At 65.8% G+C, this 20,647-nt stretch carries 17 protein-coding genes and 1 tRNA gene; 4 read left to right on the forward strand and 14 right to left on the reverse strand.

Going from position 1 to position 20,647, the window contains the following annotated elements; translation table 11 throughout:
- Window positions 1-73 precede the first annotated feature (73 nt).
- Window positions 74-1,165: a DUF3089 domain-containing protein gene (locus GY937_17890; GenBank protein ID MCP5058576.1), complete on the reverse strand. Its 1,092-nt coding sequence runs from the start codon at window positions 1,163-1,165 to the stop codon at window positions 74-76.
- Window positions 1,166-1,244: 79 nt separating this feature from the next.
- Here GY937_17890 and GY937_17895 point away from each other — a divergent pair, with 79 nt between their 5' ends.
- Window positions 1,245-3,686 (forward strand): CoA transferase, encoded by a 2,442-nt coding sequence (locus GY937_17895; protein ID MCP5058577.1) that lies wholly within the window; start codon window positions 1,245-1,247, stop codon window positions 3,684-3,686.
- A 9-nt stretch (window positions 3,687-3,695) separates the two neighbouring features.
- Here GY937_17895 and GY937_17900 read toward each other — a convergent pair whose 3' ends face one another.
- The 5 genes from GY937_17900 to GY937_17920 form a co-directional block, all read right to left on the reverse strand.
- A complete protein-coding gene (locus GY937_17900) occupies window positions 3,696-4,262 on the reverse strand; it encodes a hypothetical protein (protein ID MCP5058578.1) in 567 nt (188 codons plus the stop codon).
- Window positions 4,263-4,279: 17 nt separating this feature from the next.
- The gene (locus GY937_17905; GenBank protein MCP5058579.1) at window positions 4,280-4,777 is read right to left on the reverse strand and encodes a hypothetical protein; all 498 of its coding nucleotides are present in this window, start codon (window positions 4,775-4,777) and stop codon (window positions 4,280-4,282) included.
- 86 nt (window positions 4,778-4,863) lie between these two features.
- Window positions 4,864-5,631 (reverse strand): acetoacetate decarboxylase family protein, encoded by a 768-nt coding sequence (locus tag GY937_17910; GenBank protein ID MCP5058580.1) that lies wholly within the window; start codon window positions 5,629-5,631, stop codon window positions 4,864-4,866.
- A gap of 92 nt (window positions 5,632-5,723) precedes the next feature.
- A complete protein-coding gene (locus GY937_17915) occupies window positions 5,724-7,916 on the reverse strand; it encodes a hypothetical protein (GenBank protein ID MCP5058581.1) in 2,193 nt (730 codons plus the stop codon).
- 29 nt (window positions 7,917-7,945) lie between these two features.
- A complete protein-coding gene (locus GY937_17920) occupies window positions 7,946-8,659 on the reverse strand; it encodes a hypothetical protein (GenBank protein MCP5058582.1) in 714 nt (237 codons plus the stop codon).
- A gap of 36 nt (window positions 8,660-8,695) precedes the next feature.
- Here GY937_17920 and GY937_17925 point away from each other — a divergent pair, with 36 nt between their 5' ends.
- The gene (locus GY937_17925) at window positions 8,696-10,297 is read left to right on the forward strand and encodes an amidase (GenBank protein MCP5058583.1); all 1,602 of its coding nucleotides are present in this window, start codon (window positions 8,696-8,698) and stop codon (window positions 10,295-10,297) included.
- A gap of 55 nt (window positions 10,298-10,352) precedes the next feature.
- Here GY937_17925 and GY937_17930 read toward each other — a convergent pair whose 3' ends face one another.
- From GY937_17930 to GY937_17965, 8 genes are all read right to left on the reverse strand, one after another.
- Window positions 10,353-11,834: a S8 family serine peptidase gene (locus GY937_17930; protein ID MCP5058584.1), complete on the reverse strand. Its 1,482-nt coding sequence runs from the start codon at window positions 11,832-11,834 to the stop codon at window positions 10,353-10,355.
- A 5-nt stretch (window positions 11,835-11,839) separates the two neighbouring features.
- Window positions 11,840-12,427, reverse strand: coding sequence for a hypothetical protein (locus GY937_17935; protein ID MCP5058585.1), 588 nt, complete (start codon window positions 12,425-12,427; stop codon window positions 11,840-11,842).
- Entirely contained in the window at window positions 12,420-13,001 is a 582-nt protein-coding gene (locus GY937_17940) for a sigma-70 family RNA polymerase sigma factor (GenBank protein MCP5058586.1), read from the reverse strand. Before GY937_17940 ends, GY937_17935 begins: the two co-directional genes overlap by 8 nt.
- Window positions 12,998-14,347, reverse strand: a complete 1,350-nt coding sequence (locus tag GY937_17945; protein MCP5058587.1) for a hypothetical protein — start codon at window positions 14,345-14,347, stop codon at window positions 12,998-13,000. The genes GY937_17940 and GY937_17945 overlap by 4 nt, the downstream gene beginning before the upstream one ends.
- On the reverse strand, window positions 14,329-16,584 hold the full coding sequence (locus GY937_17950; GenBank protein MCP5058588.1) for a hypothetical protein: 2,256 nt from the start codon (window positions 16,582-16,584) through the stop codon (window positions 14,329-14,331). The genes GY937_17945 and GY937_17950 overlap by 19 nt, the downstream gene beginning before the upstream one ends.
- Before the next feature lie 327 nt (window positions 16,585-16,911).
- The gene (locus GY937_17955) at window positions 16,912-17,280 is read right to left on the reverse strand and encodes a limonene-1,2-epoxide hydrolase (GenBank protein ID MCP5058589.1); all 369 of its coding nucleotides are present in this window, start codon (window positions 17,278-17,280) and stop codon (window positions 16,912-16,914) included.
- A gap of 53 nt (window positions 17,281-17,333) precedes the next feature.
- Window positions 17,334-18,599 (reverse strand): putative sulfate exporter family transporter, encoded by a 1,266-nt coding sequence (locus GY937_17960; GenBank protein ID MCP5058590.1) that lies wholly within the window; start codon window positions 18,597-18,599, stop codon window positions 17,334-17,336.
- On the reverse strand, window positions 18,600-19,403 hold the full coding sequence (locus tag GY937_17965; protein ID MCP5058591.1) for an MBL fold metallo-hydrolase: 804 nt from the start codon (window positions 19,401-19,403) through the stop codon (window positions 18,600-18,602).
- Window positions 19,404-19,455: 52 nt separating this feature from the next.
- Here GY937_17965 and GY937_17970 point away from each other — a divergent pair, with 52 nt between their 5' ends.
- Together GY937_17970 and GY937_17975 are read left to right on the forward strand one after the other, a co-directional pair.
- Window positions 19,456-19,827, forward strand: coding sequence for a winged helix-turn-helix transcriptional regulator (locus GY937_17970; GenBank protein MCP5058592.1), 372 nt, complete (start codon window positions 19,456-19,458; stop codon window positions 19,825-19,827).
- A gap of 84 nt (window positions 19,828-19,911) precedes the next feature.
- Window positions 19,912-19,988 (forward strand) — tRNA-His (locus GY937_17975).
- Window positions 19,989-20,647 lie beyond the last annotated feature (659 nt).

The following is a 20,647-nucleotide window of genomic DNA, read 5'->3' on the forward strand; positions in this document are numbered from 1 at the left end:
CGACCCGCTGCTTAGAAGGCAGCCGCTCTATCCAACTGAGCTACCGGGGCGTCGTGGCGAGAAGGGTAGCGAGCTATCTCCTCGCGTCGCTCGCGAGGTAGGCAGCGACCCGCTGCTCGGCGTTTGCGCGGACATTCATCGTGAAGAGGGCGTAGTCGTAGACGTGGAAGTTGCCCTGGCGGACGAGGACGTCCCAGCCGTCGCCCTCGGGCGTCGGATCGATCTGCAGCTGGCCAGCGCTGCAGCGGGCGCCAAGCATCTCGACCGTGATCGGAGGGAGCGCGTTGCGGTCGTTCTGGCCGAGGGGCAGAGCGCCCAGGTGCTCGCTGGCCGGTGCGCGCGTGTCGCCTCGGGTCCACGACAACGGATTGGTGCACAGGTTGGTCTCCGGCGCTTCGAGTTCGTTGATCTCGGAGCGGGGCTCGGCATCGGCGCTGACGGTGCGCCAGCCGATCAGGCAGCCCGTGTCCTGCGCGGTTTCGCAGGCAGGCAGCGGGAGCTCCGCACCTAACTTCGTCGTGGGGATCCAGCCGCCGATCAGGTAGGCCGCGACGAGTCGCTCGCGGAGCGCCCGGCCCTCTTCGCCCGAGAAGCGTTCTTGCAGTAGTGTCTGGGCGTGCCGGCTGCCCTGGCTGTGGCTGGCAAGAATGAAGGGACGGCCCCCGCTCCGCTCGTTCAGCCAGTGGTCGAAGGCGCGTTCCACATCGGTGTAGGCCAGTTCCAGGCCCTTGGCTTTGTCGGGCGTGAAGTAGCCGCCCAGGGCCATCTGCCGGTAATAGGGGGCGAAGATGCGGCCTGCTCCGTTGAAGCTGCTCGCCTGGGTGGCCATCACGCCGGTATCCGTGATCTCTGCAGCGTCCGGGTCGTCCCAGGGAGCGTTGAAGTGCTCGCCGTTGTAGTAGGTCGTCGGGTGGAGGAAGAAGACATCGACCGGCGCTTCGGCCTGCCGATCGACCGCATCGGAACCGGGCGGCACCAGATCAGCCGGGTCGGAGACGTCGGGGTGGGCCGCCCAGCTGGCGAGCTCGGCGTAGTCCGGGGCCGGCGGCGGCGTGTGCGAATCGAAGGGCGCCGGTGTGATCCACCACTGAAACATGGCCCTGCATCCGAGCGTGGATGTCGCCATGAGCAGCAGGATCGTCGGCAGGAGAAGACGCCTCGTCATGGGCCCAGCCTAGCTTTTCCGGTGGTTCCTGACGGCCCCCACCCGGTGTAGGATGGGCGCTGGGCGAAGGGAGACTGATTTGCTGGATGGCTGCCGGGTGCTGGATCTTTCCGATGATCGAGGCCAGATGTGCGGGATGATGCTCGCCGACCTGGGGGCGGACGTGATCTGCGTCGAGCCCCCGGATGGCAACCCGGCCCGACGGCTCGGACCCTTTGCCGATGGTGAGCCGGGCGCCGAGCGTTCGCTGTTCTGGTGGTCCTACGCCCGGGGCAAGCGCAGCGTCATGCTCGACCGGACGACCGATGAGGGCCGCGCGAAGCTCCGGGAGCTGGCTACGACCGCCGACGTGTGGATCGAGTCCGATGCGCCCGGGGCCCTGGCCGCGGAAGGGTTCGGCTACGAGGAGCTGGCCTCGCTGAACCCGGGCCTCATCTACGTCTCCATCACGGCGTTCGGCCAGGACGGACCCAAAGCGGCGTGGCCCGCGACCGACCTCACCCTCCTCGCAGCGGGCGGTCCCCTCTGGCTGACCGGCGACGATGACCGGGCTCCCGTGCGCATTCGCGTGCCGCAGGCCTTCTTCCACGCCGGAATCGAGGCGAACGTGGCGGTGCTCGTGGCACTTCACGAGCGCCAGCGTTCGGGGCTCGGCCAGCACATCGATATCTCGGCGCAGCAGGCGGTGACGCTCGCGACCCAGTCGGATCTGGTGGCCGCTCAGGTCGGCGAGGCGGGAGCGCAGCGCTTCGCGGGTGGGCTCAAGCTCGGGCCGATCGTCGTGCGCTTCGGCTACCCGGCACTTGATGGCTTCGTCTCCATCACCCATCTCTTCGGCTCGACGGTCGGGCCCGCGACCGCACGCCTGATGGCCTGTGTCCATGAGGACGGTTTCTGCGATGATGCGATGCGAGATACGGACTGGGTCGATTTCTTCGCATTGGTGTTGGCGGGAAAACGGACGTTCGATGACTTCGAGGCCGCCAAGAGCGCCATCGCGGCTTGGACAGCATCAAAGACGAAGCAGGAACTGCTCGCACTGGCCATGGAACGCCGTCTTCTCGTCGCTCCAGTCAGTACCCCGGAAGATGTGGCCAAGAGCGAGCAATTCGAAGAGCGGGGCTATTTCATGCGAACCGAACGCCCCGACGGCAAGGGCCATACCGTGGCGTGTGGTCCGTGGGCGAAGCTCTCTCGCAGTCCTCTCACGCAGGGCGGACGCGCCCCGCGCCTCGGCGAGCATCAGAGCGAGGTGCTCGAAGACCGGCGCGAGCCGCGTGCCGTGCCGGCCGCGGCGGGGCCGAGCGGCCCGCCTGGGCTCCCGCTCGATGGCGTGAAGATCCTCGACTTCATGTGGGCACTCGCAGGCCCGATCGCCACGCGGATGTTATGCGACTACGGTGCAACGGTGATCCGCGTCGAATCCACCTCCCGCCTCGACGTATGTCGCACGCTGCGGCCCTTCGCCGGTGGCGTGTCCGGCGAGGACGCCTCCGTCGTCTTCCATACGGCCAACACGGGCAAGCAGATGCTCACGCTCGATCTGGCCAACCCCGAGGGGCGCCAGGTGATCCTCGACCTCGTGCAATGGGCCGACGTCGTCTGCGAATCCTTCGCACCGGGCACGATGGCGAAGCTGGGTTTCGACTACGAGACCCTGCGCATGGAGAAGCCCGAGCTCATCATGCTCTCCACCTGCCTGATGGGACAGACCGGACCGATCTCACGCTTTGCAGGCTATGGCAACCTGGCCGGCGCGGTCTGCGGCTTCTCGGAACTGACGGGCTGGCAGGATCGCCCGCCGGCCAGCCCCTTCGGCGCCTACACGGACTACATCGCTCCGAGGTTCAACGCCTCGGCGGTGCTGGCGGCCCTCGAGCATCGGCGGCGCACTGGGGAAGGCCAGCACATCGATCTCTCCCAGGCCGAGGCTTCCCTTCACGCGTTGGCTCCTGCGGTGCTCGCCTACACCACGAACGGCGAGATCTGGACACGCGAGGGCAATCAAGACGAAGACATGGCGCCCCACGGCTGTTTTCCGGTGGCTGGAGAGGATCGCTGGATCGCGCTCGCGGCTCGGAACGACCATGAGTGGGAGGCACTCTGCGAGGTACTCGGGGCAGGCTCCCTGGCATCCGACCCGCGCTTCGACTCCCTCGCTACCCGGCAGCGCAACGCGGAAGCGCTCGACCTCGCGTTGGCAGAACTCACGACCGGGCGGGACGGCGCCGAGCTCGAGACCGCATTGATCGCACAAGGCATCCCCGCCCATTGCGTGCTCGATAGCCAGGGCCTCTCGGAGGATCCCCAACTCCAGGCGCGTGGCCACTTCGTCCGGGTCGAGGGCGGCAGCGTGCCCACGGTCGTGGAGACTTCACGCTCACGTCTCTCACGCACGCCGGCTCGCGTCCCCACCGAATTCCCGAGCCTCGGCGCCGGCAACTTCGACGTCCTGAGCCAACTCCTGGGCTACGACGATGAACGCTTCGCCGAGCTGGCCGTTGCGGGTGTGCTGGAGTAGACACCCGAATCAGCCGCCCAGATCCTGCCCTCCCGAAGCGATCAATCGCTCGAGCCGCTCGAGCCGCAGCCCCTCGGGCCCGTCGATGCGAGCCAGCCACGTTCGGACGTAGTCGAAATCGAGGGGAGCGTCGCAGGCGTAGATCATCCCGGCGATATCGTTCCAATCCTTCTCGCGATTGAAGGTGGCCTTGTAGGTGATCAGGTCTTCTGCACTCAGGATATGGATCGGGTCGCCGTAGAAATCCACGCGCCGGCGACGCCCCATCGAACTCATGTGCAGGGCGTCGTAGGCAAAGAACAGATCGATGGGCGTGTCGTCCCAGAACACGCGCACTTGTTCGTCGCGGGCGACGAGATGGCGCAGGCCGGGGTTGCTGACCGCTGCGCCCAGGGCAGCGAGGGTCCCGAAGACACGCTCGGCCTGGTCCACGCCCAGGAACACGTTCACGTCGATATCGTGGGTCGCTCGAATGCTGCCGTAGTAGCCGAGAGCCTGGGCGCCGCCAAAGGCGTGTGGAATGTCTTCCGCTTGGAAGATCCGTTCGATCGACACGATCTGTTCGTCGAGTAGCATGCAGGCTTCTCGGAATGCTAGGCGGGCTCACCGGAACTGAAACGGGGAAAGGGCTCGGGGGACGCTTCACGCCGCGGCCCGCGGGAGTGGACGACCCGGCTCGCGACACGCAGAAGGCCGCGTAGCGCCTTGCCTCGCGCAGCTTCGCTGCGACCGAGCCAATCTGCGGCGTCGGTCAGGTGGGCCGGGAGCGGCTGTTCCTCTGCGGCCGCGAGGGCTCCTCTTAGCTGGGCCACCAGGCTCGGCTCGGGCAACATGCCCCGCCGCAACTCGGCAAGGAACTTGCGCGCGGTCGCATGCGTTCGATGGCGCGAGACGGCGATTCCGCGGGCTCGGGCACGCGCGACGAGACGCTCGCGATCGAATGGCAGATGCGCCCGGGCGGCCGCTTCGTCGAGGACCTCGGGCGTCAACACATCCTTGAATCGTGCGAGCGTGTATTGCCGCGGGCCCCGCTCGGTCGTACGGCACTCGCGGATCTCGTGGACGTCTCGTTGCTTGCGAATCGAGGCCATCGGCAACCCTCTCAGGATGAATCCTGAGTATAGTGCTCGATAGTACTAGATCAATTCGGAGTATCCCCACGGGGATACTGGCTTGTCTAGCGGTTTGGGCCTCCCGAGGTGCCAGGCCAACGCGAGCCTCCGATCGTATCCGCGTAGGGCCAGAACGCGTCCGGATCGAGCGCACCTTCCAGTGTGATTTCCCGGCTCGTCGGCATGGCCGTCCAGAGCCGTGCGCTCAGATCCCCGCGCCGGGGCAACAGCTCGGCGATCGGGTCCCAGGGGCTCTCCCGCAGCACCAGCTCACCCTGGGCCGTCTCCTGATGAAAGGTCTGATAGGTCGTCGCGACCTTCACCACGTGGGGCGGAAAATCGTAGGCCTTCTCCGCACCACCCACTGCGCGCGAAACCTTGATCCACCACTCGTGCTCGGTGAAGGGTTCCGGGTTCTCGGCGACGCCCGTCGTCTGGCCCTTGAACTCGATGAACGTGTAGCCCTGGTGGGAACAGCGTGCCGTAATGCTCGCGCCCAGCCGGTAGTAGGTGATGGCACAGGGATACTTCGGCTGACCATTCATGTCCCGGCTGATGAAGATGGCCGATTCCTGGTCGATGCCGTAGCCAAGCGCGTAGAGACCGGGCGTGCCGCGGTAGTCCGCATCCACACTCACGACCACGCCGTATTCGGGCTCGTCCGGCACGGGGAAGTTGTAGATCGAAAGACGGACGTTTGCGCTCGCGGCCGGATCGATGCCCGGGGGAAGAAGCGCCGCGATCCGATCCGCATCGGTGGGGTAGTCGATCTTCAGAATCGGCCAACCCAGGATGTCACCCGGGTTGATCTTGGGTCCAGCAGGCTCGGCCATGGGGATCTCCTCGAAGTGGATACCCGATGGGTACCGCAATCCGAGGAGAGACCAAAATCGAGTCTCCTTGCCCAGGAAAGGGCTCTGCCGGGCTAGTTCGGATCCTCCACCAATCCCTCCTGGGTGTGCACGACCACCGTGCCGTTGCCCAGCCGCTCCACCGCGATCGGGCCCGAGTTCGCGGTGCCTTCCAAGGTGTTCTCGTTGGTATCGGCGAAGTCGCCATCGCCATTGCGATCGACGAGCAGGCTCAGATTGGCTCCGTCCGTGACGGAAATTGCCAGCCCGCTGCCGCTCGCATCGACATCACAGCCCTCAGGTAGGTCCACTTGGGAGACGGGTGCGAGCGTGACGGCTTCGCCGGCATCGGCGAAGTCGCCATCACCGCTGAGATCCCGCAGCAGGTGGAACCCATTGATATCGCCGTACACGATGACCAGGGCATCCGAACCATCGAAGTCGGTTCCCAGGCAGAACGGTAGCGCGGTTGCCGCCACGAATTTCTCCGGATTCGTGCCAACCATATCGTTGTAGTCACCGTCGCCATTCCGATCCCACGCAACCTTGAGCGCGGAAGCCAGCTGATCATCGGATACGTAGGCCAGCCGGCCGGCCGAATCAGCCGCGAGTTCGCCGATCGCCTTTGAGTTGATCGTGACGCCCGGGCGAGCCTCGGCGGTGACAGCCTCCTTGGGTCCCGCGAAGTCTCCGTTGCCATCCCGGTCGTGATAGATCCGCACGCGGGTTTCTGTTGACGTGGAGCGGAGATACCCGATCGCAACCCTGTCGGAGCCGTCGTGGACGAGGCTCGCGCCATGCGTCCGGTTTACCCCAACGCTCTCGAGCGTGATGGCCTCCGCGGCCTCCAGATCGCCGTCGAGATCCGCATCCACGATCAACTCGGTGAAGAAGGTGCTCGAATTCAATCGGAATGCGGCCAGGCGGCCCGTGGAATCCCAATGGATCGAGGTGGTACCGCCCTCCGAACCGGCGACCGACTGGACGGAGCCGAGGACGACTTGCCCGTCGTCCAAGGTGTCCCGGAAGTAGTCGGCGTCGGTATGCGCGAGCAGCTGATCCACTCCGAGAGCCACCGCCTCGACCGGGTCCCCGCCGAGTAGGGAGCGATCGAAGACATACGTCAGGTCCAGGGACGCCATCCCTCCACTGGGAACCGTCACGACCACAGGATGGGGGCCAGGTAGCATCGGTGGCGCCAGGAAATCGAAGGTCGTTGGCGTCACCGACATCGGGGTGACGGCAGTGCCACCGACGGTGACCGTCATTCCCGGGTCGAAGTCACTCCCCGTGGCCTGGATCAAGATCGCTTCCAGGAGTGAACCGTCCGCCGAGAACGACGTCAGCTGCGGAACCAATGCAAGGTAGGTGAGATCCGCCGAACCGGACTCTCCGTTTGGATGGAGCGCGACGACCGGATACGCCCCTACTGGCATGGCCGGCGCCACGAAATCGAAGCTCGTGGGGGTGACGGCCGTAGGCGAAACTCCGGTGCCGCCCACGGTCACGTTCATTGATGGGTCGAAGCTGCCTCCCGTCGCGGTGAGCGGAAGGGCCACGAACGCGGAGCCACTTCCCGAGAACGAATCGATTCGGGGCGTGATCAGGTTGATGTTCGAGCCCTGCGCGAGTTCGACTTCATCGATGAAGCCGTCGTTATCGTTGTCCGAGTCCAGGAAATTCGGAACGCCATCCGCGTCGGTGTCTGCGGTCCCTTCGCTCGGATCCGAATTGGGAGGGTCTCCCCCGTCGAAGGCGAAATCCTGCCAGATCGAGTCGAGGATGCCTCCGCTCACGCCGCCGGCGGTGAGGATGTTCACCGCGTTCGTCGCCTGCTCGGCCGTTTCCGCCTTGACCGCGAACGGGACTGCCTGCAGCTGGTTTCGGCCGAGAGGTGCGTTCCCGTCGACCGAGACCTCGATCCAGATGTCTCCCGAGGCACCCAGGTCCATGCTGAGCGCATCCACCAGGGTCGTGGTGAGCGGGTTGGTCGGGGTATCCGTCGCGATGCCGGTCGGTCCGATGAGGATGGAGAAGACGCCGTCCACCAGAACCGTGTTGTCACGGTCCTGCTTGTAGAGGAGCGTGCCGGAGAAGCCCTGATCCCAGAGCCGGACGGTGAGATCGACGGGGCCGGTCTGCGGCTGCCCCCCGCTATCGAGCAGCACGCCCTGATAGTTGAAGCTGCCGGGCACGCCCGGAGCTACCGCGCCCGCTGCGGCGGCAAGCAAGAGCACCAACGTCAAAGCGGCTGATTTGATTCGCAAGGAGTCTCCTCCAGAAAGGAAGCCGAGCACTACGGAGTTCCGCCCGCGAGCCGGGCTTCGACCGTCTCTACGATGCCGGATCGGAGTTCGGAGCCGTCCGGGTAGGCGACCGGGGCTCCGGCGGACGCGTCGCCGACTGAAGCGTTGCCGAGATGGAAGCCACCCTTCGTCTTCGAAGGCTCCAGCAAACCGGCCGCGGTGATTGCGCGAACCTTCTCATCGAGGGCGCCTACCATGACGAAATCCTTCGTGGCGATGACCGTAACGCCATCCGACGGCCGGAATCCTTGGACCTCGAAGTCATGGGTACCGAGCGAGAGGCCACCGGCGTCGAGACTCAACTGCGGATAGGGGCCATCGGGATCGAGGCCGAAATCGCTGACCACGACGAGGTCCGGGCCGATCATCACATTGCCACCCTGGCCGGTGAAGGGCGGCACCAGACCGAGTTGCTGGATCAGGTCGACCCCGTCGAGCATCACGGCCGCTGTGGACTCGTCGATGGCGGCCGCGAACCGGGCCTCCAAACGGACGGAATCGTCGGCCTGGAGTTCGCCCGGAACGGGCTCCAGGATCGCGATTCCCTTGAAGGGGCCGCAGTTCGCCGCCAGGACCAGCGGCACGATGAGGAGAAGGCCCGCGACCTTGAATCCAAGCTGCCTGGTGAACGACGCGGAGCATCTCTCGGCGGCGGTTTCCCTCGTTTTCGCCTGATCAGGGGCAGACAACATCGGTTCCGGCATGCTGACCCTCTTCGACTACTCACCTTACACCGCCGCATGGTGTGTCGTTACGCGAAATATCCCCAGAAGCAGCAATGTCTGGCTTCATCCCTCCGAATCTCACCCCGGGGGAGCGGAATTCCGTCCAGGCCGAGCCGGGGACGATCGTGTCGTCCGAGGAAACGTCGGAATCGAGTATCCTCGCCGTCGAGAGGGGGAGATTCCTTGCAGACGGAAAGGAGGGAGCCTCCCCTCTGTGATCGGACGGCTCTGGAGCTTGCGGCCCTGATCCGACGGGGCGAGCTCTCCGCCAGGGAACTCGTCACGGCGTATCTCGGGCGGATCGAGGCCCGGAACCCGGCCCTGAACGCAATTGTCACGCTGGTTCCCGAGCGTGCCCTCGCCTGGGCTGCCGAGGCCGACGAGAAGCAGGCCCGCGGAAAGTCGCTTGGCGCACTCCATGGCCTGCCGATCGCCCACAAGGATCTGGTGATGACGGCCGGCATTCGCAGCACGTCAGGCTCGTCGCTGCTGGCCGAGCATGTCCCGAAGCACGACGACTTGATCGTGACACGCCTGCGCGCGGCGGGTGCGGTCACGATCGGAAAGACGAACGTCCCGGAATTCGGCGCCGGCTCCCAGACCTTCAACGAAGTCTTCGGCGCGACGCGCAACCCATGGGACCTGTCGAAGACCTGCGGCGGGAGCAGCGGCGGCGCAGCCGTGGCCCTGGCAGCGGGCATGCTCCCCATCGCCGATGGAAGCGACATGGGGGGCTCTCTGCGCAACCCGGCCAACTTCTGCAACGTGGTCGGATTCCGTCCGTCTCCGGGTCGCGTACCCCATGTGCCCGCGCCACTCGGGTGGGAAAGCCTCTCAGTGCTCGGGCCGATGGGGCGCACGGTCGAAGACACCGCCCTGCTCTTCTCGGCCATGGCCGGCCCGGACCCCCGCGCTCCGATTTCTCTCGACACCCCAGGCGAACGTTTCGCCGAACCCCTGGCCCGCGATTTCAAAGGCGTGCGCATCGCCTTCGATGCGGACGTCGGCGGCCTGCCCATCGACCCGCGCGTGGCGGAGGCACTCGAAGCGGGCCTGCCCGGCTTCTCGGAGATCGGCTGTCAGATCGAAAGCACGGGCATCGACTGGACGGGTGCTGACGAAGCCTTCCATACGCTCCGGGCCTGGACCTTCGCCAGCGGTTTCGCAGGCCTGCCTGACGCGGCGTTCGAAAGGCTGAAGGACACAATCCAATGGAACATCCAGAAGGGATGGGCCTTGAAAGGGGACGACGTGAGCCGCGCCGAACGCTTGCGCACCACCCTCTTCCAGCGCTTGCACACGTTCATGGACGCGTACGAATTCCTGATCCTCCCCGTCAATCAGGTACCGCCCTTCGATGTCGATATCGCCTATCCGGAAGCGATCGCGGGAGTGAAGATGCAGACGTACATCGATTGGATGAAGTCCGCCTACTTCGTGACCGTGACGGGCCATCCGGCCATCTCGGTCCCCTGTGGCTTCACCCCGGAGGGGTTGCCAGTGGGCGTGCAGATCGTCGGTCGCCACCGAGATGACTTCGGTGTCCTACAGCTGGCCTACGCCTATCAACAAGCCACACGCCTCTGCGACCGGCACCCCGTTCCGGGTACGTCATAGATGGAGTGGGAAGCCGAAAACGGATAGGGAGTCGAACGGCGCGGGGCGATCCGGTTCAATCGCAAGCGGCATCGGGGTCCAACTGGAGGAGGCCGCGGCCGAACGTCTCGTCTGGCCCCCCTTCTCCGAGATCCTGGACGCGCGAGAAGAGCGATCCCCGCCCTTCGGCGGCGGTTCGGCCACGGGAGGCCCGCGCAAGGGCTGAGGCAACGAAGGGCACCGCGAACGATGTCCCCGAAACGTAGTGCCCACGACGACCGGGCCGCGGGACCCAGACATCCACGCCAGGCGCTGCGACGTCGATGCCGGGCCCGCGGTTGGCGTCACGGTACACCCGGCGCTTCCCGTCCACGGCCGTCACCGCCACGACCTTCGCGAGAACGGCAGGAAAGCCCGGGGGCGTATCGGGCCCGGCGTTGCCCACGGCAGCCACCAGGCCAACTCCCTTTCGATCGGCAACATCGAGCACGCTCGCGAACACCGGGTTCGGCGGCCCGACGAACGAGAAGCTCACCACGTTCGCGCCCTGGCCGAGCAACCAGTCGATGCCGACCAACAGGCGATCGGTCGTGGCGTCGATCTCGCCATCCGGCCGTTCGCGAAACGCGCCAGCGATGAGGAGGGTCGCTGCTGGCAGTAGGCCCGGGAAGTCTCCATCGGAACGGCCGGTATACAACGCCGCGATCGCCGTGCCGTGGTTCGCCGGTGCCGGTTTGGCGCCCGAGGGAAGCACGGAGTGCATCACCAGGGACGCGCCCTCGAGTGCTTCATGCTCGGCATCGGCCAGCGTATCGAGCATGCCGAGGCGCAAGCCCTTGCCACAGGAAGGTTCGGGCTCTCCCCAACCAATCAGATTGGAAGCGTAATGCTTCCCGCCGGCAGAGAGCGAATAACGATGGTTCAGCGCGGCCCGGAGCCCGGGGTTGCGACCCGTAAGATCATCGCGTGCCGCGGGTGCGTCCCCTTCGGTACGAGGCTGAAGGACGGTCAGGACGAGCCCCACGGCGTCCAGGCGCTCGCGCAAACGCACTCGATACTGGCCTTGTTCAGCGTTCGCGAAGGCCAGCGCATCGCTCATGCTCTCATGGATCACGATCACCTGGCCCGGTTCATGGAGCGAGGGTTCGTCCCGCATCTCCGACGCCATGGCCCGAGGTGCGGTCGGTGCGCTCCCGCGAAGCAGCGTGCCGCCGGTCTGATCGACACGTTCCGTGGTCGGCTCGGGAGAGGGTGAGTATCCCGGCGTCCAACCCGGATCGTAGTAGTAGGAATCATCGCGGTAGCTCGGCGGCGGCTCCTCGGGCGCCGGAGGCTCCTCGGGCGCCGGAGTCTCCTCGGCGCTCGGCGGACCGTCGGAGCTCCTCCCCGGCGTCCTCCCGAGCGGACCCCTCGAAGGGGCCGCGGTAGCCTTCGGAGAGACCGTCGTCTTCCTGGCCGGCGCCCGAATCACCTTGGGTTGGTTCTTGGACGTATCCGCGGCGTCGCTCATCGGCGCCACGAGCAGGAGAAGCCCAAGTATCAGAAGACCCCGACGCACCGGCCCTACTCCCGCTCGACGAAGGTGACGAGATCCGGCCTGCCGCCGAGGGTCTCCAACACACGCGCCCAACCGGCCTCGTCTTCGGGCGAGGGGTCGAGCTCGAGGCGGTAGAGGCCTACGGCACTGGGGCCATCGACGATCTGGGCATCCACGCTCTGCAACAGCTCGCGAAGCTCGCCCTCGGTTGCGTCTGCGGCGAACGTCACCTGGAGATCCGCACCAGCTCGGCCGGCCAGGCGGGCACCGTCATCGCCCGGTTGCAGCAACAGCACGGCCTGGAACACGAGGACCATACCAGCCGCCAGTGCGAGTGCCGGCCGTAGGGTGCGGGAAACGAAGGTGCGCCGGCGTTCCCTGCGCACGCTGCGACGCATGCGGGCCAGGCCGAGCTCGCCGACGTCCGGCACGTCCGTCGCTTCACGCACGCCATCCCGTAGCGCCTCGAGGAAGGTCAGTTCGGCCCGCAAGCTCTCGTCGGCATGGAGGGCGTGCTCGACGCGCTCCCGATCCTCCTGATCGAGTGTCCCGGTCACGTGGAAGGGCAGCAACTTCTCGATGGCTTTGCGCTCGGCGGGGTCCAGCTCAGGCATGGCCCGGGCTCCCTTCGGCACCGCGGCCCAGGCAGAGCTTGAGTGCGCGCTTCGCGTGATAGACCCGTGTCTTCACGGTGCCCTCGGGGCATTCCATCACCTGGGCGATTTCCGTGTAGGAGAGCTCCTGGAAGAACGCCATGTGGATCGCCTCACGCTGGGCCACCGGCAACTCGTCGATGCAGGCTCGCACGCTCAAGGCATCTCCCGCTCCGGCCATCACGTCCTCGGCGTTGGCCGCCGCATCCGTGGGGCTCGATTCTTCGATGTCCTCGAAGACGCGATCACCGCGTTGGCGAAGCCGGTCGATGACTCGAAATCGGGTAATGGACAGTATCCAGGTTGCCACGCTCGATCTCCCTTCGAAACGAGATGCGCTCTTCCAGATTTCGAGCATCACCTCGTTGAGGGTGTCGGAAGCCGCGGCCAGATCGTTCAATCGCTGATTGGCGAAGGCCAGGATGCGGGGCTGGTAGCGCCGGTATAGGTCTTCCAGAGCGCGTTCGTCACCTTCGGCGATACGGGCCAGCAGGGCCCGTTCGGCCTCGTTCGCCTCCCCTGAGGGGCGACTCAAGGAGCCTCCGGTGCCTCGGCGAGGTTTGCACCCGGGGCGCGGAGCAGGCGAGGAGGGCTCAGCCCGAGGGTCGATCCATCCGCCGCGAGGGCTCGAACCCGCCACAGGTAGAGCTCACTCATCTCCACGTGGCGCAAAGCGACCGCGCTCAGAACCGTGCTGGTGGTCCCGGCGGGAACCAGCAGGCCAGTGGCCGGCTCTCCCAATTCAGAGAGCGGATCGGGCCCCGAGAGCCCCTCGGTGGCATGGACGTCTTCGTACGGGAGCGGTTTTCCACCGTGGCCGCGGACATCGCGGAACACCTGGCCGCGTTCCGAGAAGAGAGGCACCCAGCGATCGCCCGCCTGACTTCGGGAAAAAAGCTCGAGTTGATAGGCCGCGGCCTCGGGCAGCGCCTGCCAACGGAAGGACGTTTTCGGCGAGAGTTGCATTCCAGCCGGCGGCCAGTGGGCGGCGAGCCGTACCGGCGGAGCCACCACGCCCGGCGAGACGACCCGGTAGCGAATGATCGGATCCGCTTCAGTCGAGACTGGCGCCTCGACGCGAAGACGGACCAGATGAAGACCGGTGTGCTGGGTCGGCAGGGGCGGGCCTTCGAGCGTAACGCGCTGGCCGGCGCCGAGGAAACGGTAGACCCGACCGAGTGGTACGAAGACGGGCGCGCCCGCGGTCGAGCTCGGGTCCGCGACTTCCCAGATTCCTTCGAGTGTTCCGCCGCCCTCGTAGGAAACGTCGGCAAAGACCCGCAGGTCGGATGCCTGGGGAAGCACGCGCAGGGGTGAGCCATCGTCGAAGCGCAGCAACAGGCGGAAGATCTGGAGCGGGCCGCCCATTCCCCCGCCTAGATTGATCACAGCCGCGGCTTCCGCCGTGGTTCGTACGTTGCGGTTCACAAGGGTCGAGGGAACACCCTGCGGGTTCCGGGCCAGCTCCTGAACCGTGTAGGTCGCCTCGAAAGAACGAACGTAGAGAATGCGCCGGGCACCCTGGGCCTGGGCCTGGGCAATCACGGTGCTCGGCAGCGAGACGGTTTCCGCAAAGACCAGCGCACCCCCAGGGAGAGCGGTCTGCACCGCCAGGGGACCCGTGGTCAAGAGTGTCTGGCGGCTGCCCGTATCGAGCACGAAGGCGCCGGCCGGGGACGAGAGGTTGCGCGCAGGGCCTGGCGCCGTCTGCACCGTCCACACGAAACTGAGCGGCGTCGAATCCGCTGGCCGGAGGCCGGAGAGCGGAACATTCGAAGGTGTCACCCGGATCGACGCGATGGCCTGGGCCTCGCCCGCACCCAACAAGATGAGCAGCGCCGCGAGCACGATGAAACGAGGAGTCAGAGTTGAACGGGCCATCGCAATGTCGCCTGCAAGAAGACCTGGAACGAACTGACGGCCAGCGTGCGATTCACGCTGTCGTGGAGATCCGTCCAGACTCCAAAGAGGGAAAGGGTGAGGCCGGGCCGCGTCGGTCGTGCCTGCCAGGCATGCCAGTCCATGCGGCCACTGAGTGTCGTGAAGCGCGAATCCACCGACGAGACGGAATCCCGCGAGCGAGTGAGGGAAGCGGTAAAGGAACCGTCGAGCACCTCGGGAACGATCTGTGCATTCAGGTTCAGGGAACCCAGCCAGGTCGTTCGCTGGAAGCCCAGGTCTTCGAATTTCTCGCGCTGCCGCTGGAGCGAGAGGCTGAGATTGGTTCGGCTGCCAATGTAGACGGATCCATTGACCCCGCTGAGATCTGTGCGCGAATCCGGATCCTGGCGGGTGTTGTCCTCGAAGCGCAGCACCGTGTGGGTGACCGACCAGCTTCCGCGGTCGTAGCTCGAGCCGAAGGCGACCGCGGTCGTGCGGAAGGACCGATCCGAGAAGACGAACACGGGCAATCCGACGAAGGGATCGAAGAAATCGTTGGAAGGCACGAGCGCCGCCGAACCCAACAACCCGGCAGTCGGGTCGAGGAACGCGGCGCCGGGAAAGGATTGGATGACCGCGCCCAGGTCGTCGGTGATCACCGTCTGCTCACGGGCCAGGATGCGTGCGCCCAGCACATCCTCCGACTCGGGAGAGTGGGTGGGCTTGAGGCGCTCCCGGGTCCAACCGACCTGCACGTAGGGCTGGCCAAGGAGCTTCCGCCAGAGGGTTTCCGGTGGCGTTTGGAAGTATGGGCTCCAGGAGAGCTGCGCGTCGAAGATATCGGTCCGGAAACGCGGCAGGAACTCGAGATCTTCGACGTTGTCCCGCTCGCGACCGAAGAGGACGCTGCCCTGGAGGCCGGCCCAACTACTGCCGAGGCGTATCTGTTGGAGGAATCGATCCACCGGAGCGCCCGGATTCGCGATACTGCGGAAGAGCCGTCCGACCTCGCGGAACTCGAGCTCGGCTTCGAGCTGAACGGGGAACTCCAGGAGCATCAGGTTCTGCCACGGTGCCAATCCGAGCAGTACGCTCCACGCATCGTCGCGTTCCGAGGTGCCGACGATGTTCACGAAGGGGTCGTAGCGGGTACGCGCGTATTCTCCCCGGAGCCGAAGACGGGAATCGAAGAACGAGCCGTCTGCCCGGACGCTCCACGCCGTGCCACTCTCCAGCAAACGGATGTCGCGTTCCGAAACACCAGCAGAAATGCTGCCCGTTCCCGTCCGCCCGCGGAGATACGTGGCGGCCAGGTCGAGCACACCGCCGGGGATCTCGACGGGTTGGCCCTGCACGGTCAATCCGGATACGCGCCGATCCCGATCCCCGAGACCGAAGCCCTCACGGAAACCGGTGATCGGATCGGCCCGGAGGCTCCAGGCCGTGAGAGAAGAACGCAACGGCGCGTACTGAACCGAGGCCGACACGCCTCGGCGATGGAAACCCTCCAGGATCAAGCTCGGCGGGTCCGGGCTGAAGTGGCCTACCCGGGCGCCGAACGGTCCCTTGCGACCCTGGAACAGGTAGGCGCCGAGATCCCAATCCCGCTGTTCGAAGCTGCCGGAACTCGCGAAGCCGGCACTCCGATCGAAGAGGACCGGAAGGTAACCCTGGGCCTCCCAGTCATCGCCGCGCAGGCTCCCCTGAAGGTTGGCAGCACCGCGAACCTGCAGGCGTTCGGGCGCGCCCTCCGCATGGTGGTCGGCCATTCGGCGCGTGACCTCGACGTCCACACTGCCTGAGAGCTCGCCACCCTGAAAACGGGGCGCGCGCACTTCGATCGTCCAGACACCGCGCTCGAGCAATCGGCCGTCGGGCAACTGCTCGATGGCGCGCACGAGGTGGACCCCCGGTGCCAGGGCCACCGGCATTTCGAGGATCGTCACCCCTTCCTCTCGCCTGGCGAAACCCGAGACGTCGAGGTCATCGATCTCATAGGAAATGCGATCGCGAACTTCGGCAGGAGCGTCGCCGGTCGAAATCTCAAGCGAGGCGCCCGGATCGATCTTGTCTCCAGCGCCTCGGAGTTCCAGCCCAACGTCCTGGGCCTGGGTGGCTGCGGGAATCGCGAGAAGTGCAGCGAGCAGTACGGCGCTCAGCGCATGGGGAGCCGGCCCAACCGAATTGCCGCGGCTGCGTCTACAGTGCCATCCCTGCTTGGCGTGCACGTCGATCATGTCCCGGGTGGTCGGAGCGAAGCCCCCGATGGTTCAACGAGGATGGCCCCCCGTAACCTAGCCCAAAGATGTACCCCGGGGCGTGCCTGACCTTTGCCCGACCCGACACTCGACTCGTGCGAGCACGAAGAAAGGGGCGCCTGGTCTTCGACTTCGGGGGTGAGCCGGACTGAGAGGTGGACGAGGGCATCCAGAACCCCGATGAGTGGGGCAAAAATCCCCCTCGACAAACAGCGCGCACGCCTTGTGGGCGAGGTTTCAGGAAGCCACCCCGCTTTCCGCGCAAGCAGACTCGTTGGTTTTCCGTCTTTGGAGGGCCCACGCGTTCTACTGCATCGCCTGGACGTAACTCCCGAGATCGAAGTAGTCCCGCCAGACGGCGATCTTGCCATTCCGAATCTCGAATACGCCGGTGCACGGGAGATCCACCTTCTTGTCCCCCATTTCCGTGCGGTCGACCCGCTCCGCCATCACGGTGTCGCCGACTTCCGCCAGGTTCAGGATCTCCCAATCCGTCTTCGTCCAACTTCCGGCGAACCCCCGGATGAAGGTCTCGATCTCCGCGCGGCCCTTCACCGGACCGGTCGGCATGTTGTGATAGACCCCATCGTCGGCGAAGTAACCCGCCAGTTCGACCGGATCGAGGCGAGACCACGCCTCACAGAACGCCCGCACCAATTCCGTATTGCTCGACATGACGCTCCTCCTCGTTGAAGCCGAGGAAGCGAGCCTACCGCAACGGGGCTTGGCTAGGAGATGATCCGCTGCATGAACGGCACGACGACGCGCACCAGGAGCGCGCTCACCACACCGACGCTCAATGCCGCCACCAGGCCGGCCGCCAACGGGCGGAGGCCGAGGCTGCGAAGACGCTTCAGGTTGGTGCCGAGGCCCACCGCCGCCATGGCAATGGTGAGGCTCCACGCCGAGAGGGTGGACACGAAGCGGATGAGGCTACTCCATGTCTCTGCCGTGATGAGGCCGGCAAACGGTGCATCTCCCAGATCGCCGATCGTTCGGAGGAAAGCCATTGCGATGAAACCGAATACGAAGCCCGGGATCATCGAACGAACGGAAGGACGATCCCCGGTAGGCCGCTCGTCGGTGCCCTCTGCGTGGTACATGAACGCCATCAACGGAATCACGGCGATCATGAACAGGTTTCGCATGAGCTTCGTAACGGTCGCCGTATCCAGAGCTTCGGGCGAAGCGTATTGCTGCATGTAGAGCAGGCCTGCACCTGCAACCTGTGTCGTGTCGTGGATGGCGGTACCCAGGAACGTCCCTGCGAGCGCAGCGTCTCCATCGAAGAGGCCGAGGGCGACGAACGGATACACGACCAGGGCCAGCAGGCCGAAGACGGTGATGGTTCCGACGGCGTAGCTGGTCTCGTCCTCATCGGCTCCGATCACAGGAGCCGTCGCCACGATGGCCGTATTCCCGCAGATCGCGGTACCCACCGCGATGAGCGTTCCCAGGCGACGCGGCAACCCGAGCACCCGCGTGATGCCGCCTACCAGTAGAAGTGCGGTCGCAATGCAGGCGATCACCACGGGAAGCGCCGCCAGGCCGATCGCACCGACCGTGAGCAGGGAGAGACGAATACCAAGGAGCGCGACACCGATCCGCAGCACTCGCTGGAGGCCGAAACGCAAGCCGGCTTCGTAGACCGAGGGCAGGCCGATGGTATTGCGGATCAAGAGCCCCACGAGGATCGCGACGAGGATCGGGCTGATCGGACTCTTCTCCAACCCGAGCAGGCCACTGCCGATTCCCTGGGAGGCGAGGCGCCCGAACCATGCCAGCGCGATGGCGATGACCAGGCCGGGCAGCAAGGCGCCTAACAACGAGAATCGTTCGTGCCCCAACTCCTGCCAGGCGACGCGCCCTTCCCTCTCTTCGACGGTCTCTCCCGGGTCGATCCACTCGGGCACACCCTCCATTCCTCCGGCCCAACGCCAGAGGTCCGGATTCTCATAGGGATTCACGTGGGAGGCCGGCGCGTTCTTCGGCATCTAGATCCCCATACCCAGGAAGGCGGGCTCGGCATCCTGCCGGCCGAGCCGATCCATCATGGCCGCCACCCCAGGCTCGCCTTCCTGCTCGGAGGCCACGGCCTTGGTGTCTTCGATGAGACCACTCGCGAGGTTGGCAGGTACGGCCTGCTTGATCTTCCGCGGGTAGGCCAGGTCGAGACCGTTCATGATTTCCACGAAGGCCTCCTCGCTCGTTCCGTCGCGGAGGCGCGGGCTGAAGCCTCGCTCTTCTGCAACCGTCGTCACCGTTCGGCCCCGGTAGTCATGCCCCGGATAGAGCAGGGTTTCCGCCGGCAGCGAGAAGATCTGCTCGTGCACGGATCGGAAGAGCGTATGCGGATCGCCTTCCTGGAAATCGGTACGCCCGCAGCCCCGAACGAGCAGAGCATCTCCAGTGAAGGCCATGCCCTCCGCGTGGCAGGCGTAGGTCATGCAGCCCGCGGTATGGCCTGGCGTGCGGCGAGCTTCGAGCTCGAGCGCACCGATCCTAAGCTGGGCACCGTCCTCCAGCGCGACGTCGGCGTTCGCAACCCCAGCGGCAGCGCAGACGGCCACCTGGGCACCGAGCTGCTCGCGCAGCCGTCCCGATGCGGTGACGTGATCCGCATGCACATGGGTTTCGACGGCGAAACGAAGCGCGAGACCCAGCTCCCGGATGAGGAGAACATCCCGTTCCAGCTGCTCGAGCACGCTGTCGATCAAGACCGCCTGGCGCGACGCCTCATCGGCAAGGAGATAGGAATAGGTCGAAGTCTCCGGATCGAAGAGCTGTCGGAAGATCATATGTAGATATATGAATATTGCGAATCCTGTGGGACGTCAATAGGATTTCGCCATGGCCCGCCGCGCCCCCCCGCCGCCCACCCTCTCCGAAGAGGCCCTCAGAATGGTCGCCACCCGCTTCCGGGTGCTCGGCGATCCCGGCCGTCTGCGGATCCTGAACCAGCTGATGCAGGGCGAAGCCTCAGTCGGCGAGCTGGTCGACGAGGTGGATCTGGAGCAACCCACCGTCTCGCGGCACCTCGCGGTCCTGCGTCGCGAAGGGATCGTGAGCCGCCGTTCCGAAGGCAACCGCGGCATCTACCGAATCGAGGATCCGACCGTGACGCGGCTCTGCGCGATCGCCTGCGGCGGCCTCCTGGAACAACTCGCTGGGGAGTTGGACGCCCTGCCCGAAGCCAGCGCCTGGCGAGGATCGGGGATCTAGCCGGCCCGCCTCGTCCCCCGGCGAACGGTAGATGGCGCTGATTGACACCCCTTCGGGTCGTGTCTAGCCTCGCTCGTTCCTGCGGTGGGCGTAGCTCAGTTGGTTAGAGCGCCAGGTTGTGGCCTTGGAGGTCGGGGGTTCGATTCCCCTCGCTCACCCCACCGATTCCCTTGGCGTCGCAAGCACTTACGGCTGCGGCGTCTTTGCTTTCCGAGGCAGGCTTGGAACCAGGGGCCGTATAGGGCCGTCCGGGGTCGCCACTCTCCCGCTCCGAGCCCCGCCCGAACTCCGCGAATGAGAGATCCGCGGCTTCAACCGGCATCGCGTGGGCGTACACGCGCAACGTGAGAGCGGGATCTGCGTACCCGAGAACGTCCGCCACCCAACGAACGTTGCGACCTGCAGCCAAGGCGAAGGTGGCCCATGTGTGACGAGCGCAGTGGAAGTCGCCAGATCCGAAGTGAGATGCGGAATCGAAGCTCGCCGGAGGCGCCATCGCCGTGCAGCTCGGTGTGAATCAGAAAGCAGCCGCCTGGGCGTTGCCCGCCTCTTGAGGACTCCCGAGATGAGAGGCCTCCTCGGTCGGCGTGAACCCAGGGAATCCCGTCGGCGTGAAGCCCGGTCCCCGTATTGGCCCGGTCGGCAACTCTCGCTTTCCGCAGGCTCTTCCTGGCGCGGAATACCGTTCGCAGAGCTCGCCGGTTGTGGATACCGAACTCGCAGCCCGCTCCCCCTCGCACCCGGGCCATCGCACCTCCGGTGTTGCACCGGCATACGAGCGGCACCGACCCGAGGAGACCGTATTACACGAGGTCGTCCG

It is taken from the genome of bacterium (genome assembly GCA_024228115.1).
Classification (GTDB): domain Bacteria; phylum Myxococcota_A; class UBA9160; order UBA9160; family UBA6930.